The 14,818-nt window shown below is 53.8% G+C and carries 13 protein-coding genes; 4 read left to right on the top strand and 9 right to left on the bottom strand.

Annotation, left to right across the window (positions count from 1 at the left end):
- Positions 1-649 precede the first annotated feature (649 nt).
- The 3 genes from IM284_RS14265 to IM284_RS14255 all read right to left on the bottom strand — a co-directional run bounded on the left by IM284_RS14265 (position 650) and on the right by IM284_RS14255 (position 3,467).
- A complete protein-coding gene (locus tag IM284_RS14265; protein ID WP_047368678.1) occupies positions 650-919 on the bottom strand; it encodes an AlpA family transcriptional regulator in 270 nt (89 codons plus the stop codon).
- A 312-nt stretch (positions 920-1,231) separates the two neighbouring features.
- The gene (locus IM284_RS14260; RefSeq protein WP_052954327.1) at positions 1,232-1,585 is read right to left on the bottom strand and encodes a hypothetical protein; all 354 of its coding nucleotides are present in this window, start codon (positions 1,583-1,585) and stop codon (positions 1,232-1,234) included.
- A 265-nt stretch (positions 1,586-1,850) separates the two neighbouring features.
- On the bottom strand, positions 1,851-3,467 hold the full coding sequence (locus tag IM284_RS14255) for an ABC transporter substrate-binding protein (protein WP_193055830.1): 1,617 nt from the start codon (positions 3,465-3,467) through the stop codon (positions 1,851-1,853).
- A gap of 185 nt (positions 3,468-3,652) precedes the next feature.
- On the opposite strand from IM284_RS14255, the gene mpaA reads away from it, so the two are divergent.
- Positions 3,653-4,366 (top strand): murein tripeptide amidase MpaA, encoded by a 714-nt coding sequence (mpaA, locus tag IM284_RS14250; protein ID WP_028013357.1) that lies wholly within the window; start codon positions 3,653-3,655, stop codon positions 4,364-4,366.
- Here mpaA and ycjG read toward each other — a convergent pair.
- Positions 4,357-5,322 (bottom strand): L-Ala-D/L-Glu epimerase, encoded by a 966-nt coding sequence (gene ycjG / locus IM284_RS14245; RefSeq protein ID WP_047368680.1) that lies wholly within the window; start codon positions 5,320-5,322, stop codon positions 4,357-4,359. The two genes, mpaA and ycjG, sit on opposite strands and share 10 nt — an antisense overlap.
- Before the next feature lie 108 nt (positions 5,323-5,430).
- On the opposite strand from ycjG, the gene tpx reads away from it, so the two are divergent.
- Both tpx and IM284_RS14235 read left to right on the top strand, forming a co-directional pair.
- Positions 5,431-5,937 (top strand): thiol peroxidase, encoded by a 507-nt coding sequence (tpx, locus tag IM284_RS14240; protein WP_041909703.1) that lies wholly within the window; start codon positions 5,431-5,433, stop codon positions 5,935-5,937.
- A gap of 275 nt (positions 5,938-6,212) precedes the next feature.
- Complete coding sequence (locus tag IM284_RS14235; protein WP_047368681.1) at positions 6,213-7,421, top strand: aldose 1-epimerase family protein; 1,209 nt, start codon at positions 6,213-6,215, stop codon at positions 7,419-7,421.
- Between the two features lie 33 nt (positions 7,422-7,454).
- Here the strand turns inward: IM284_RS14235 and tyrR are convergent, their stop codons facing one another.
- From tyrR to IM284_RS14220, 3 genes are all read right to left on the bottom strand, one after another.
- A complete protein-coding gene (gene tyrR, locus IM284_RS14230) occupies positions 7,455-8,996 on the bottom strand; it encodes a transcriptional regulator TyrR (RefSeq protein ID WP_193055829.1) in 1,542 nt (513 codons plus the stop codon).
- 111 nt (positions 8,997-9,107) lie between these two features.
- Positions 9,108-10,160 (bottom strand): YcjF family protein, encoded by a 1,053-nt coding sequence (locus IM284_RS14225; protein WP_047364984.1) that lies wholly within the window; start codon positions 10,158-10,160, stop codon positions 9,108-9,110.
- On the bottom strand, positions 10,157-11,554 hold the full coding sequence (locus tag IM284_RS14220; RefSeq protein ID WP_047368682.1) for a YcjX family protein: 1,398 nt from the start codon (positions 11,552-11,554) through the stop codon (positions 10,157-10,159). The genes IM284_RS14225 and IM284_RS14220 overlap by 4 nt, the downstream gene beginning before the upstream one ends.
- Positions 11,555-11,709: 155 nt before the next feature.
- On the opposite strand from IM284_RS14220, the gene IM284_RS14215 reads away from it, so the two are divergent.
- The gene (locus IM284_RS14215; protein WP_045260647.1) at positions 11,710-12,720 is read left to right on the top strand and encodes a LacI family DNA-binding transcriptional regulator; all 1,011 of its coding nucleotides are present in this window, start codon (positions 11,710-11,712) and stop codon (positions 12,718-12,720) included.
- 33 nt (positions 12,721-12,753) lie between these two features.
- On the opposite strand, the gene IM284_RS14210 is transcribed toward IM284_RS14215, so the two are convergent.
- Together IM284_RS14210 and IM284_RS14205 are read right to left on the bottom strand one after the other, a co-directional pair.
- A complete protein-coding gene (locus IM284_RS14210) occupies positions 12,754-13,668 on the bottom strand; it encodes an OmpG family monomeric porin (protein WP_047368683.1) in 915 nt (304 codons plus the stop codon).
- Between the two features lie 67 nt (positions 13,669-13,735).
- Positions 13,736-14,818, bottom strand: coding sequence for an ABC transporter ATP-binding protein (locus IM284_RS14205; protein ID WP_047368684.1), 1,083 nt, complete (start codon positions 14,816-14,818; stop codon positions 13,736-13,738).

Raw genomic sequence — 14,818 nt, 5'->3', positions numbered from 1 at the left:
GTTCGTAATCCCTGCTAAAGGTACCGTAACAAAGAGACCCGCGATACATCAAGCTGATCGACACTGACAGTACTAGTTTTTAGGATTTATTCATGAAAATTATTTTTTTACACTATAATAAATTTCCGTTGTATATATAAGATTATTTGTGCAATCGTGAATAAGCTTTGTTTTCATTTGAGGCACTGTTGTGAAGATAAACTATCCAGTTAGATAGTCGACAGAAAAAGGATAGTAAGTTCTCCCGAACTTAATTGCTGGATACCATTCATCAGTTTCCTGCAGGTTCGCTTACGGGGTATTGGTACTATGATCGGCATCGCTCAGTCCAGTTGGTGATTTGTGATGTTTGGCGATTGATCGGACGCAAAAATCGGACTGAGTTACCTTAAAGTGATCTACTATTCGACGCAGCTATTTAGTGCAACTTCGCGCCACTGTGGCCGCACTTTTCAATCAATGAGCTATCTCATCCGACTCATCTTAACCCAACATGTAAAAACATTCACACATCACCAACAATGCCAATATTTGCTCATAAAGCAAACGGGATAGAGCGCCAGTTTTGCTCCTCCCGTGCTAACATTTCGTATCGTCTTATCTAATTAATAGGCTGATCCGTCAGGCGTAAACATCACTGCACGTTGATTTAAACAGTACGTTTTGCTGCAAACTTTTGCCTGTGTATCTCCCATGTTTTTTCCAGACCTTTCATCATACCCTCATCACGTGCAATTAAGTCGGGGTTCTGCTGACGCGCGTCCAGCCAGGCTTCCACCTCATCCCGGTTCCAGGCTACAACCCGTGGCGTCAGTGAGAAACGTTTAGGGAAATCGCCTTCTTTTTCCAGCTTATCAATGGCATAAAAAGACAGAGGCACTAACTTTATCAATTCTTCTTTTCTGAGTGCTGCACGCATGATTATCTCCAGAAGTTGGTTATCTGTTGCCAAATTCTGTTAAATCAGGCTCACTGTTTTAAGCAACAATAAGCTTTTACCGGCTGCCGGATTCCTGACTCATTTAAATTTCTCAATCCACCTGTCGACCATATCCGCCCAGTCCTGCAACATTGATGCTCGTTGTTCTGCGTATTCCGCCTTGTTATACACCGCCCGAACGCCTCGCTTCTCATGCGCCAGACATTTTTCGATCCAGTCAGAGTTATACCCTGCTTCGTGCAAAAGCGTGCTGGCTGTCCGGCGCAAGTCATGGACAGAGAAGGACTCAAACTACACGCCTTCTTCCGCTAATTGCTTTAACCCCGAACGAATAGCGGCATTAAGCGCAGCGTCGGAAAGTGGGAGTTTTGGACTAAAACGGCCTGGATGAAGGTACTCAGAATGCGCATACACACTATTCAGCGCAACCAGAATGTCCTTTGCCTGCCGGGAGAGATAAACCCGATGTGGTCGCGACATTTTCATGACAGAGGGCGGGAGCGTAAGCGTCTGCTCCTCCCAGTCCCCCAACTCCAAACGAGCCAGACGAAACTCCCGCTTTCGCAGTAACGTCAAAAGGACAAATTTAACTGACATCTGAATCGTCTGCGCAACTCCGGTACGGGCCAGCGCGTTAAAGAACACGCCGATCTCCCGTTCGCTTAATGCCCGTTCCTTTGGTTTAAACGTGGCAATCGACTTTGCCTTTACCGTCGATAAAACACCTGGCTGACGGTATTATGCGGAATTTACCGCAACCGTTTTTCGTTGAATACGTCAGCAATACCGTCAGAAAAGTCATGCTTTCTGCTGTGGCGGGAGATGGTCAGAAGGATAAACTGGCGCTGTAAGCCGCGCCAGCTCGGGGTTTAGCGATGGTTGCCTGGCGTTAGCAGGAGGTCAGTACGCATCAGTGCTTTTCAATATATATCGTCCGGCTATATGCCACGTCTTCCGGGTTATTGATGGGGTAGCCCTTCACCCAGGGCTTAATCAGGCGACCGTTAGTGTACTGATAAATTGGCGCGATGGGCGCCTTCTCCATAAGGATTTTCTCCGCCATGTTGTAGTCCGCATTGCGCGCCTTCGCGGTGGTTTCCAGCGTCGCCTGCTGGACGATCTTATCGTAGGCAGGGTCATTAAAGCGGGAGATATTGCCGCTGTGAGTGGAGGTCAGCAATGACAGGAACGTTGATGGCTCGTTGTAATCGCCCACCCATGAGGCGCGGATCACATCAAAGTTGCCGGTGTTACGGCTATCAATGTAGGTTTTCCACTCTTGGTTTTGCAGTTTGACATCCACACCGAGATTTTTCTTCCACATGGAGGCCACCGCAATCGCGATTTTCTGATGGTTTTCCGAAGTGTTATACAGCAGGTTCAGCTTCAGCGGGCGCTGAGGACCGTAGCCTGCAGCCTGCAGCAAGGTTTTGGCCTGGGCGTTGAGCTCCTGCTGCGACATCTGCTCAAACGGCGAGGCGTCCGGAGTGAACCCTGCCGTCACGTCTGGGGTGAAGCGCCAGGCGGGCTTCTCCCCCGTCCCTAACACCTTTTCTGCCATGATACGACGGTCGATGCTCATACTCAGCGCCAGACGAACCCGTGCATCCGCCGTCGGGCCTTTTTGGGTGTTAAAGGCATAGTAATACGTTCCCAACTGAGGCGGCGTATAAACCTGCCCCGGAATGTCCTTCATGAGCTTTTGATACATGTTTTTTGGGAACGATTCGGTAATATCAATATCCCCTGCCAGGTAGCGTTTGGTCGCCGACGATTCCTGATTAATCGGCACGAAGGTCACCTTCTGCAGTACCGTTTTGGCATTGTCCCAGTAGTGCGTATTGGGCACTACAACCAGTTTTTCATTCACCACGCGGTCCTTCAGAACGTAAGCCCCGTTCCCCACCAGCGCGCCCGGTCGCGTCCACTCTTTACCGCTTTCGACGTTAGCTTTTTGTACTGGATAGAAGGCAAAGTTCGCAGTCAGGTTGCTGAACCACGGCAGCGGTTTGTCCAGCTGAACGCGTAACGTTCTGGCGTCCACCGCCGTCACACCCAGCGTATCGGGCGCGGCTTTGCCGTCAATAATGGCCTGCGCGTTATTAATTCCCGCCAGCGCGGCAAACCAGGCAAACGGAGAAGTGGTTTTCGGGTCAACCAGACGCTGCCAGCTGTAGACAAAATCCTGGGCGGTGACAGGGGAGCCGTCGGACCATTTCGCGTCATCGCGTAAGGTAAACATCCAGACGCGGTTATCGTTGCTCTGCCAGCGTGTCGCCACGCCCGGCGTCAGCTCCCCTTTCTCATTCTGATTAACCAGGCCTTCAAAGAGATCGCGAATCACCTGAATCTCTGGCAACCCCACGGCTTTCGCCGGGTCCAGCGAAGCCGGCTCGTCTTTAATATGCCTGACCAGCTCCTGCTTTTGCGCCAGCGCAGTGCCCTGCGGCACGTCAGCTGCGAAAGAAAGTGAAGAGAGCCCGCACAGGCACAGTGCGGCAAAAAGACGCGAAACAGGATGCTTCATAAGATCCCCTTTAATGAATTCAGGTATTAAGCAGATGCGTAATTATTTGTTTCGACAAAGAGAAATGCAAATAACTTACGCCTGAATAGTGATTTAAGGCAATTCTTAGCCATTACGGAAACTATTTGATTAACAGCGGGTTTTGCACAACACTGCCAGTAGTGACTTCTTTATCAGGATTTCGTATGGCAACCACCCGACCGAGAGCGGAACGCGGCGCCTTTCCGCCGGGCGCTGAGCAATATGGCCGCTCCTTTTTAGGCGCATCGCTGATCTGGTTCCCCGCCCCCGACGCAGACCGCGAAAGCGGCTTGATTCTTGCCGGCACGCACGGGGATGAAAACTCCTCCATCGTGACGCTTTCATGTGCGCTGCGGACGCTGACGCCGTCATTACGGCGTCATCACGTGATTCTGGCGGTTAACCCGGACGGCTGCCAGTTGGGGCTTCGCGCCAATGCGCGAGGCGTTGACTTAAACCGTAATTTTCCATCAGCAAACTGGCGCGCCGGGGAAACGGTGTATCGCTGGAACAGCTCCGCCGAGGAGCGTGATGTAGTTCTGCTGACGGGAGATAAGCCGGGCTCAGAGCCGGAAACCCAGGCGCTGTGCCAGCTTATCCATAAGATCCACCCCGCGTGGGTGGTCTCCTTCCACGATCCGCTGGCCTGTATTGAAGATCCGCGTCACTCCGAGCTTGGCGCGTGGCTGGCAGACGCATTCGCCCTGCCGCTCGTGACCAGCGTGGGCTATGAAACGCCAGGCTCGTTCGGTAGCTGGTGCGCCGATTTGAGCCTGCCCTGCATAACCGCTGAATTCCCGCCGATCTCCTCCGACGAGGCCAGCGAAAAATACTTAAAAGCCATGGTGGATCTTTTACGCTGGCAGCCTCAGAGATGAAGCACGCCGCTGGTAAAATGGAGCGCGGGAGAGACGTCAACCGCCAGCCACGTCGGGCCGTCTAGATCGGCGAAACGGACCTGATTGACCAGCGGTAGCGCCGCGCCGATTGCCCGGGACGTACAGAGCATACAACCCAGCATCAGTGAAAAACCTTGCGCCCGGGCGTCTGCCGCCAGGGCCAGCGCCTCTGTCAGCCCGCCGGTCTTGTCGAGCTTAATATTAATCATCTCGTAGCGGCCCTGCAGCTCGCTCAAGCTCGCGCGGGTGTGACAGCTTTCATCCGCACAAACGGGCAACGGATGGATAAAGTTCTTCAGCGCCGCGTCATCTTTTGCTGGCAGAGGCTGCTCCAGCATGGCCACCCCCAGGTCGGCCAGCAGCTGACAGCGGGCGGCCAGCCCTTCTGGATGCCATGATTCATTGGCATCAACAATCAGCGTGGCTGAGGGTACCGCCGCGCGAATGGCGACCATCCGCTCGCTAATCAGACGATCGTCGAGCTTCACCTTCAGCAGCCGGGCCCCGGCGTCATAAAGCGCTTTGGCGCTGGCGGCCATCTGTTCCGGCTCGCCAATGACTACCGTTTGCGCGGTAGCCACCGATTCCGGCAGCGCCACGCCCAGCAATGCTGTCAGGGGTTGCTGCTGTTTCGCCGCCTCCAGACTCCAGAACGCACTATCAATGGCGTTACGTGCGGCCCCGGCGGGCAAACGCTGCTGTAATGCCTCGCGCGTGAGCCCGGTTTGCAGGTCTGGCACCAGCGTCATGATATGCGCCATCACTGACGCGAGGCTTTCACCATAGCGCGGGTAAGGCGTGCACTCCCCTACGCCTTTAAAACCGTCCTCTTCGATTTCAACGACCACCACGCTGGCTTCGCTTCGGCTGCCGCGGGAGATCACAAACGGGGTATGCAATGGCCAGGCTTCTTCATAGACCTTAACGCTTCTCATCACTGACTCCTTGCAGCCCGGAAAGGCGAAAAAATTTGGTTTGCCGTGTTATCCGCGGATGGCATACACTAGCCCCGACGTTAACTATATGTAAACAGGAAGATATCTATGTCACAACTCGTTCATTTCCAGGGCAACCCGGTTGCTGTTGCAGGTTCCATTCCGCAGGCTGGCAGCAAAGCGCAGGCTTTTACTCTGGTGGCTAAAGATCTGTCTGACGTCACACTGGCTCAGTTTGCGGGCAAACGCAAAGTGCTGAACATTTTCCCGAGCATTGATACCGGTGTTTGCGCCGCATCCGTGCGTAAGTTCAACCAGCTGGCAACTGAAATGGACAACACCGTTGTGCTGTGCATTTCTGCTGACCTGCCGTTCGCCCAGTCTCGCTTCTGCGGTGCTGAAGGCCTGAGCAACGTTATCACCCTCTCCACCCTGCGCAGCCCGGATTTCCTCGAAAACTACGGCGTCAGCATCGCCGAAGGCCCTCTGAAAGGCCTGGCAGCACGCGCGGTACTGGTTCTTGATGAAAACGACACAGTCGTCTTCAGCGAACTGGTTAATGAAATCACTACCGAGCCGGATTACACCGCCGCGCTGGAAAAGCTGAAAGCATAATCATTACTTAGCATTCTATCCCGCTTTTTCAAAACCTCGCTATGGCGGGGTTTTTTATTAATTACTCGCTGAATCGTTAAAGCAATAATGAACTTGCGTCACAAAATTAACGCAATTCACTTTCAATAATTCAGCAAAATAGCGATCAGACCCGCATATTGATCGTTAAACAACCCTGAATTTACCCTCAGTGAGGCGCATCACATTTCCCTTATCGCCAAAACATTAGATTTGCTTACGAAGTTAAATAATCGTTTCAGCAAAAAGGGATAAATATGAAAATAAAACTGGCTTTAACGCTCCTTACGATACTGGTTTCGGGCCATGCCGCAGCAAAAACCTGGGTGCTGACAAGCGCTGAAAGCAGCGTGGAAAAAGGAAACTGGAAGATATCCAGCGATGAGCTGAAAATTAACGATCGAACGTTCAGCATCGAGCAAAAAGTGTTGCACGGCGGCAAGCAGGAAGGCAGTAAAGTGATCGTTATTAGCAGTAAAAACGGCCTGACCATCACCTTAAGCCCGACGCGCGGGATGAACCTTATGCATGTGGAGGGCTTTGGCACCAGGCTGGGCTGGAACTCCCCCGTTAAAGAGGTCGTTAATCCGGCGTATATCAATCTGGAAAGCCGAAACGGACTTGGCTGGCTGGAAGGTTTCAACGAGATGATGGTCCGCTGTGGCTACGAATGGACGGGGCACCCGGTCACCGCTGACGGCCAGATTTACACCCTGCATGGCAAGGCGGGGAATACACCGGCATCCCAGGTGGAGGTAGAAATTGCGGATGCTGCCCCGCATGAAATTCGTATTCGCGGTCTCATCAAAGAAAGCACCTTTAAAAAAGCGGATCTGCAAACCATGACCGAACTGCGTTACGTTCCAGGAACCAACCAGTTCAGCCTGCATGACGTTCTGACGAACCATGCCGATTACCCTCATGACTATCAGATCATCTACCATAGCAACTTCGGGGCGCCTGTCCTCGAAGAAGGCGCGCGCTTCCTTGCCCCGGCGGCAAGCGTGAGCCCGTTCAATGATTACGCGAAAGCGGGCGTTAACGACTGGCAAACCTACGCCGGGCCGACAAAAGGCTTTGATGAGATGGTCTTTAACATCAAACCGCTTGCGGACAGCAACCATGAAACCCTCGCGGCGGTGGTGAATAAAGCCGGTGACAAAGGCGCGTCAATTCAGTTTGATACCCGCCAGCTGCCCGTGCTGACCCTGTGGAAAAATACCGATACGCCAAAACAGGGCTATGTCACGGGGATTGAGCCAGGCACCAGCTACGCCTACCCCGTCACCATTGAACGCGAGCAGAAGCGGGTTAAGCAGCTCCAACCAGGCGCCAGCGCTCAGTTTGACCTGACCTATACCCTGCTACACAGCGCGCAGCAGGTGAAGGACGTCGAAAGCAGGATTGCGTCGATTCAGGGCGAGACAAAAACAGAGATCGTGACCACGCCGCTGGCGAAGGAATAAGCATTAAAAAAGCCTCTTTACAGAGGCTTTTTGTTATTCGTCACCTTTCTTATGATTCAATCCATACTCACGTAGCTTATTCGCAATCGCGGTATGCGAGACGCCAAGCCGTTTTGCCAGTTTGCGGGTGCTGGGGTAGCTGCGGTACAGCTGCGTCAGCACGGAGCGCTCGAAGCGGCTGGTGATATCATCCAGCGAGCCTTCCATCGCTTCTTCGCCTACCGATACCGTCCCGGCGTCGTAATCCGGCAACAGAATGTCCTGAGGGCGCAGTTCATACCCTTCCAGCTGGGTCAGCGCGCGATAAACGGCGTTTTTAAGCTGACGAATGTTGCCCGGCCAGCCGTAGCGCATTAACACCGTGCCGAGATCTGCAGACAGTTTCGGACGTGGAACACCCTGCTCGTCGGCAAAGCGGGCCACAAACAGTTCCGTTAGCGGCATGATGTCCTGCGGACAATCGCGCAGCGGTGGAATGTTCAGCGTCAGGACGTTGAGGCGGTAATAGAGATCTTCGCGGAAAATCCCCTTTTGCACCAGTTCCACCAGGTTCTTCAGGGTGGCGCAAATGACGCGCACGTCCACATGCACTTCGTGATCCTCACCGACGCGGCGGAAGGTGCCGTCGTTCAGGAAACGCAGCAGTTTAGCCTGCATACGCGGCGACATTTCGCCGATCTCGTCCAGCAGCACGGAGCCGCCGTTGGCCTGCTCGAAGAATCCTTTCTTGCCTTCCGGCGCGTGTCCAAACAGCTCGCTTTCGACGGCATCTTCTGGAATTGAAGCGCAGTTAAGCGCCAGATACGGTTTTGCCGCACGCGGGCTTGCCAGGTGCACGGCGTGCGCCAGCAGATCTTTCCCGGTACCGGTATCGCCGGTAATCAGCAGCGGCGCGGTCAGGCTGGCAAGCTTGCGCGCCTGGTCAACCACGTGGCGCATTTTCGGGCTGACGGCAATAATCTGGCTGAATGCGCCAACGTCCTGGCTGGAGAGGTTTTGCAGCTGGCGCCCCATGCGTAGCGTCGAGCGCAGCATGATCACCGCCCCGGTCAATACGCGACTATTTCCTTCTCCTTTCAGATAGACCGGTGTGATCTCCATCAGGAAATTCTGCCCGTTAATCACCACATGCTCGCTGTGCGTATTCTGCGGGTTGCTGTCCAGCCAGCGCTGAAAGTTAAAACCGGGAATCAGCTGCGCGGCGTGGTGGCTGCTGAGCTTCTCCTGGCTCTGCGCGAAAAGCTGGCAGCTCGCATGGTTAACGCGCTCGACTTTACTTTTCAGATCCAAAGAGAGGAACGGTTCGGGCATCGCTTCAAGCAGCGCGCTCAGGGCGAGGTGCTCACGTTCGGAGGGCATCCAGGGGATGGTGCGTACATCCGTAACGCCAGCGATACGGCGGATTTCCGCCATCAGGCTGCTGAAGGTGTTAAATTCAATTTCGGCAAAATTGAGGTAAATTCGCCCGACAGGATCGATCTCAATGCCACGTAAATCAATGCTACGTAAAACAAGAAGATCGAGTAATTCGCGGGTGAGACCGAGACGGTCTTCACAGAAGACTTCAAGACGCATGGGAAATTCACCGTTTAAGCCAATAACGTTAAAATGATATGTCAGAACTCGGTGAACCGGAAGATGGCTGTCAACAAATATTGACAGCCAGCACGATTAGTGAACAAAGCCTTAAGGAGACGGTTTTTTATTGAGCGTTTCTTTCAGCTGACCGATCAGTTCACGCCTGAAATCCCCCAGCCGCGGCTTATCGCCATCAATCCACGGCAGCGGACGGCACACCTCCATCGCTTTGATACCCAAACGCGCCGTCAGCAAGCCCGCGCCAATGCCCTGGGCTGCACGGGCTGAAAGACGCGCCGCCAGATCCTGCGACATCCAGTCCATTCCCACTTCGCGCACCAGCTCGCTCGCGCCCGCAAAGGCGATATTGAGCAGGACCAGTTTGAACAGCCTGAGCCGGCTGTAGTAACCCAGCTCTATGCCGTAAAGGTTCGCGATACGGTTGATGAGGCGCAGGTTACGCCAGGCGATAAAGGCCATATCCACCAGCGCCAGCGGGCTGACGGCAATCATCAGCGTGGATTCCGCCGCCGAGCGGCTAATCTCACGCCGCGCCTGGGCATCCAGCACCGGCTGAACCATATGGGAATAGAGCGTGACCACCTCCCGGTCGTTCTGGGTTTCATGGATGGCGGCGTACCAGCGCTGGAGCGCCGGATGCGACTGATCGATACCGGCCTGGCTGGCCAGTTTTTCACAGAAGGCGCGGCCTTTGCCAGTGCCGTGGCTGTGGAGGAGATCCCGCGCTTCATCGCGCTCGTGCGCACGCTGTCGCAAACGCCAGAGGCGGCGCCACTCGGTGGCAACCGACCCGACGCCCGCCCCCACGATGAGCGCGCCCGCGGCACATCCTCCCAGCGCAACCCAGTCCTGGGTTTGCCAGGCGTTCATCGCCCACTGCACGCCCTGCCCGACCACGCTGACGCCAAACAGCGCCAGACCGGCGGTGACCATCTTGCGCCACAGGCTGCGTTTAGGACGCAGAGCGGCTTCCACGACCGCCTCCGCCGGACCTTCCTCGACGGCGGGATCGTCCGGCAGCGCCGGGGCGAAGTTCTCCGCCTGCGCGCCGCTGAACGTCTGCGCCGTTTTAAAGGCGTCCTGACGCTCGGGCTCAAGCGTTCCGGTAAAGTCTATGCGCGGTTTTAAGGGTTCCGTCATCGCAGTTTATCTCCAATCAAAAACTCCAGCGCCGCATCCAGACGGATGTGCGGTAACGGCCGATCGACGCTCATGGTCTGAGGGCGGAAGGCTTCAAACTGGAAGCCCTGGCTCTGCCAGAAGGCCTGGCCCGGCAGCCGCGCGGGCACTTCGCCGGGATAGACGGTAAGCGGCTCGCCGTCACTGAGTCGATTCCCGCGTAATGCTGGTATTTTCTCGCCGTTAAGGTCAATCAGGCCGCTTTGGGTCGCCTGCACCGATGCGAGCCCAAGACAATCCATACTGATGCCTTCAAACGCGGCGTTTTGCCAGGCGTCCTGCACCAGCTGCTGCAGCAGAGAAACCATGTTGGCGTGCTGATCGACCGTAACGTGATCGGCTTTCGTGGCCGCAAACAGCAGCTTGTCGATCACCGGTGAGAACAGACGACGAAACAGCGTCCGCTGCCCGTAGTGGAAACTCTGCATCAGCTGCGTCAGCGCGAGGCGCATATCGTTAAATGCCTGCGGCCCGCTGTTGAGCGGCTGCAGGCAATCCACCAGCACAATCTGGCGATCGAAACGTAAAAAGTGGTTTTTATAAAAACCTTTGACCACCTTTTCGCAGTAGTAATTGTAACGCTCGCGCAGCATGCCGGCATTCGTGTGTTTGTCGGCCTGTGCCAGCTTCGACTCGCCTGCGCCGTCCACATCCGGCCACGGGAAGAACTGCAGCGCGGGCGCGCCTGCTAAATCACCCGGCAAGACAAAACGGCCCGGCTGGATGAAGTGCAGCCCTTCCTGTTTACACTGATGTAGATAGTCCGTCCAGGCTTCAGCAATGGTCGCCAGACGGTTTTCGTCCGCAGGCGCCAGCGGATCAAGGCCCTCGCAAAGCTGTCGCCATTTCGTTGACCACTCTGCGCGTTGCCCTTGCAACAAGCCCGTCATCTGGCGGGACCAGCTGAGGTAGTCCTGCGCCAGCATCGGCAGGTCGAGCAGCCATTCGCCGGGATAATCGACGATTTCCAGATACAGGATTGAGGTATCCTTAAAGTGACGTATCAGCGATTCATTAGAACGAAAGCGCAGCGCAAGGCGAATTTCACTGACGCCTCGCGTTGGCGTCGGCCACGCGGGCGGATCGCCGTAAAGCTGCGCCAGCCCTTCGTCGTAGGTAAAACGCGGTATGCCAAAATCACGCTGAGGGACGCGCTTAACGCCCAGCAGACGCTCTTCGCGCACGGCGCTAAGCAACGGCAGCCGCGCGCCGGCGTGCAGATTCAGCAACTGGTTTACCATCGCGGTGATGAACGCCGTCTTACCGCTGCGGCTCAGGCCGGTGACGGCCAGACGCAGATGTCGATCAACGCCGCGGTTCACCAGTGAATTGAGTTCGTTCTTAAATCTCTTCATCGCCATCCTTCATTGCCCGGAAGCCAGGAATGTATGGCTTCAGAATACAATAAATGGGGGCAGATCGTTGATTATCAATTCTTATTTATTGCTATTGCCGTTTTCTCTCCAGTAAGATGAACGACATTGCTGTCAGTCCGGAGTGAGTAAGGTGTATGTCACCCACCATCTATGATATCGCACGGGTTGCGGGCGTATCGAAATCAACCGTTTCCCGCGTTCTGAATAAACAAACGAATATTTCCCCTGAAGCGCGAGACAAAGTGCTTAAGGCGATAGACGAATTAAATTATCAGCCCAACAAACTGGCCCGCGCCCTGACCTCTTCTGGCTTTGATGCCATTATGGTTATTTCGACCCGCTCGACCAAAACTACTGCCGGTAACCCTTTTTTCTCCGATGTTCTTCACGCCATTACGGCAAAAGCGGAAGAGGAAGGGTTTGACGTTATTTTACAAACCTCGAAAAGCAGTGAGGACGATCTGCAGAAGTGCGTGGGAAAAATAAAGCAGAAGATGATCAAAGGGATCATCATGCTGAGTTCACCCGCAAACGAATCTTTTTTCACCACGCTGGACGAATACGGTGTGCCCGTAGTGGTTATTGGAAAAGTAGAAGGTAAGTTCCAGAATATTTATTCTGTTGATACGGACAATTTTCACGACAGCGCTATTCTGGTCGATTCGTTTATTAAACATGGGCGAACAAAAATTGCCTGTCTGCATGCCCCGCTCGATTATCACGTTTCTATCGATCGCCTTGCGGGTTATAAATCCAGCCTTGAGAAGCAGGGTATCGCCATTAACCCGGACTGGGTCATTGATGGCGGATATACCCATGAAAGCGCGCTCCAAGCAGCCTGCAAATTACTCTCGTCTGACAACCCGCCCAATGCCGTTTTTGCTACTGACAGTATGAAATTGTTGGGTCTATATCGTGCAGCGGATGAGTTAAATCTGATGGTTCCCGAGCAGGTTGCTATGGCAGGCTACAGCGATCCGATGCTGTCTCTCGTTTTAACCCCTGCGCCAGGCGGGTTTGATATTCCGACGAGAAAGCTCGGCGAAGAGAGCTGCAACGTGTTGTTTAAGCGTATTGCGGGTAAACCTGCGCCGCATAAGATTTTGGTTGATACGCATTTTTCGGATGCGGCGTCCTTGCGCTAATAACCAGGGGCAATCGCCCCTGGTAAATCATGATCAGAACGCGTAGTTCACGCCGACACCCGCGTAGTGGAAGCGATCGCTCTCACCTTCGTCATGGTTTTCCCATTCGTAGGCATATTCCAGCGTCATGGATAAACCGTTGTTAAAATCATAGGCGTACAGCATACCCAGACGGTTGAAATCATGTCCTTCACGCGTCGGATCGTCCTGCCAGTCCCAGTTTGACCAGCGATCGAGTCCCAGACGGGTATAAGGCGTTAACGTCGTCTGGCCTAACGAAATCGGCAGGTAGGCACGAATTTCCTGGGTAGAAAACTCGCCGTTATTACGTGAGCTGTCCATATTGAAGCCGCGCTCTAAATAATAATTTACTTTCGCAGAGAACGTTTCGTTGATGGTCCAGGTAAAACCGGTTTCGGTCTCGACGCGACTGTCAGAATAACCGGTTTTATCGAGATCGTTGGCAAACTGATACATGGCAAACCAGCCGCCAAAGCGCCAGTCGTCGGTTAATTTAATATCCCAGTCAGGCTGAACTTTATAGCGCTGCATATTAGCGCTGCCGTCTTTGGCACCGTGTTCATCTTTAAAGTGATAACCATAATTGCGGAAGCCACCGGTCAGACCGAACGTAAAATCATCGGTGCCGATAAAGCGATAGCGCAATTCAAATTCCGGGCGATCGAAATAGGTGCCACGCGTCATGCTGCTATAATCAACCGGCCCTTCCTGATACATTGCCAGAGAGATTGTCCAGGCATCCCATGTTGCATTAAACCATACGGAGGGTTCATATAATCCATCTTTATCGTCGCTCTGACCTTCAACGTTTTCAATTTCATACATGGCACCGATATTAAACGCCCACTGCTTTGCGGATTCTGTTGCTTGCGCGCAGCTAACCCCTGCGCACAGAACGAGCGCAGCACTTCTTAGTAGAGTACTCATAAAATATTCCCTTTATAATTAACAAACAAAAAAAACCGGAAATTTGCATTTCCGGCAAACACCTTTCTTATCTAATAGCCGCTTCGGTATCGGCGTCGAAGAAATGGCACTTATTCATATCGAACTGAATGCCGATAGTATCTCCGGCTACGTAGTCATTGGCCGCGCCTGCGCGGACAACCAGTTCATGTCCGCCCACGGTGGCATAAAGCATAAATTCGGCACCGGTAAGCTCAGCGACGCTGACTTTCGCCGCGATATCTTCTCCGCTGCTCTGCAGGGTAAGAATGTCTTCCGGACGGATCCCGAAGACGACCGCTTTACGCTGGTAACCTTGCGCATTCAACTCGACTAGCTTGTCCTCAGGGATCTCCAGACGCAGCGTTTCCGTTACGAAATAGCGATCGTCGATAGCGCCACGAATGAAGTTCATTGCCGGAGAGCCGATGAACCCTGCGACAAACAAGTTGGCCGGCTCGTTGTATACCTGCTTCGGCGCACCCACCTGCTGAATGATACCGTCTTTCAGGATCACGATGCGGGTCGCCATCGTCATGGCTTCCGTCTGGTCGTGCGTAACATAGATCATGGTGGTGTTAAGCTTCTGGTGCAGCTTGCTGATTTCGGCACGCATCTGCACGCGAAGCTTGGCATCGAGGTTGGATAACGGCTCATCCATCAGGAAGACGCCCGCTTCGCGCACGATCGCCCTGCCCAGCGCCACGCGCTGGCGCTGACCACCCGATAAAGCGCCAGGTTTACGCTTCAGGTATTCGCGTAACCCTAAAATCTGCGCCGCCCAGTTCACGCGTTCTTCAATCACCGCGGGCGCTATTTTTTGCATTTTCAGGCCAAACGCCATGTTGTCGTAGACCGTCATATGCGGATAAAGCGCATAGTTCTGGAATACCATCGCGATATCACGCGATTTGGCAGGCACGTCATTCATGCACACGCCGTCGATAATCAGTTCACCCGCGCTGATCTCCTCAAGACCGGCAATCATTCGCAGCGTTGTGGATTTGCCGCAGCCCGACGGACCGACGAAAACAATAAACTCTTTGTCTTCAATTTCGAGGTTGAAATCCTTAACCACGTGGACCTGGTTATCATAGATTTTCTGAATATGTTTCAGAGAAAGTTGAGCCAT

This window comes from Enterobacter cloacae complex sp. P12RS (assembly GCF_014895875.1).
GTDB lineage: Bacteria > Pseudomonadota > Gammaproteobacteria > Enterobacterales > Enterobacteriaceae > Enterobacter > Enterobacter bugandensis.
This window is presented reverse-complemented; position numbering and strand designations above follow the sequence as displayed.

Coding starts and splice junctions, on each gene's coding strand:
- IM284_RS14265 (WP_047368678.1), bottom strand. CDS start 919: ATGCGTGCAGCACTCAGAAAAGAAGAATTGATAAAGTTAGTGCCTCTG.
- IM284_RS14255 (WP_193055830.1), bottom strand. CDS start 3,467: ATGAAGCATCCTGTTTCGCGTCTTTTTGCCGCACTGTGCCTGTGCGGG.
- mpaA (WP_028013357.1), top strand. CDS start 3,653: ATGGCAACCACCCGACCGAGAGCGGAACGCGGCGCCTTTCCGCCGGGC.
- ycjG (WP_047368680.1), bottom strand. CDS start 5,322: ATGAGAAGCGTTAAGGTCTATGAAGAAGCCTGGCCATTGCATACCCCG.
- tpx (WP_041909703.1), top strand. CDS start 5,431: ATGTCACAACTCGTTCATTTCCAGGGCAACCCGGTTGCTGTTGCAGGT.
- IM284_RS14235 (WP_047368681.1), top strand. CDS start 6,213: ATGAAAATAAAACTGGCTTTAACGCTCCTTACGATACTGGTTTCGGGC.
- tyrR (WP_193055829.1), bottom strand. CDS start 8,996: ATGCGTCTTGAAGTCTTCTGTGAAGACCGTCTCGGTCTCACCCGCGAA.
- IM284_RS14225 (WP_047364984.1), bottom strand. CDS start 10,160: ATGACGGAACCCTTAAAACCGCGCATAGACTTTACCGGAACGCTTGAG.
- IM284_RS14220 (WP_047368682.1), bottom strand. CDS start 11,554: ATGAAGAGATTTAAGAACGAACTCAATTCACTGGTGAACCGCGGCGTT.
- IM284_RS14215 (WP_045260647.1), top strand. CDS start 11,710: ATGTCACCCACCATCTATGATATCGCACGGGTTGCGGGCGTATCGAAA.
- IM284_RS14210 (WP_047368683.1), bottom strand. CDS start 13,668: ATGAGTACTCTACTAAGAAGTGCTGCGCTCGTTCTGTGCGCAGGGGTT.
- IM284_RS14205 (WP_047368684.1), bottom strand. CDS start 14,818: ATGGCTCAACTTTCTCTGAAACATATTCAGAAAATCTATGATAACCAG.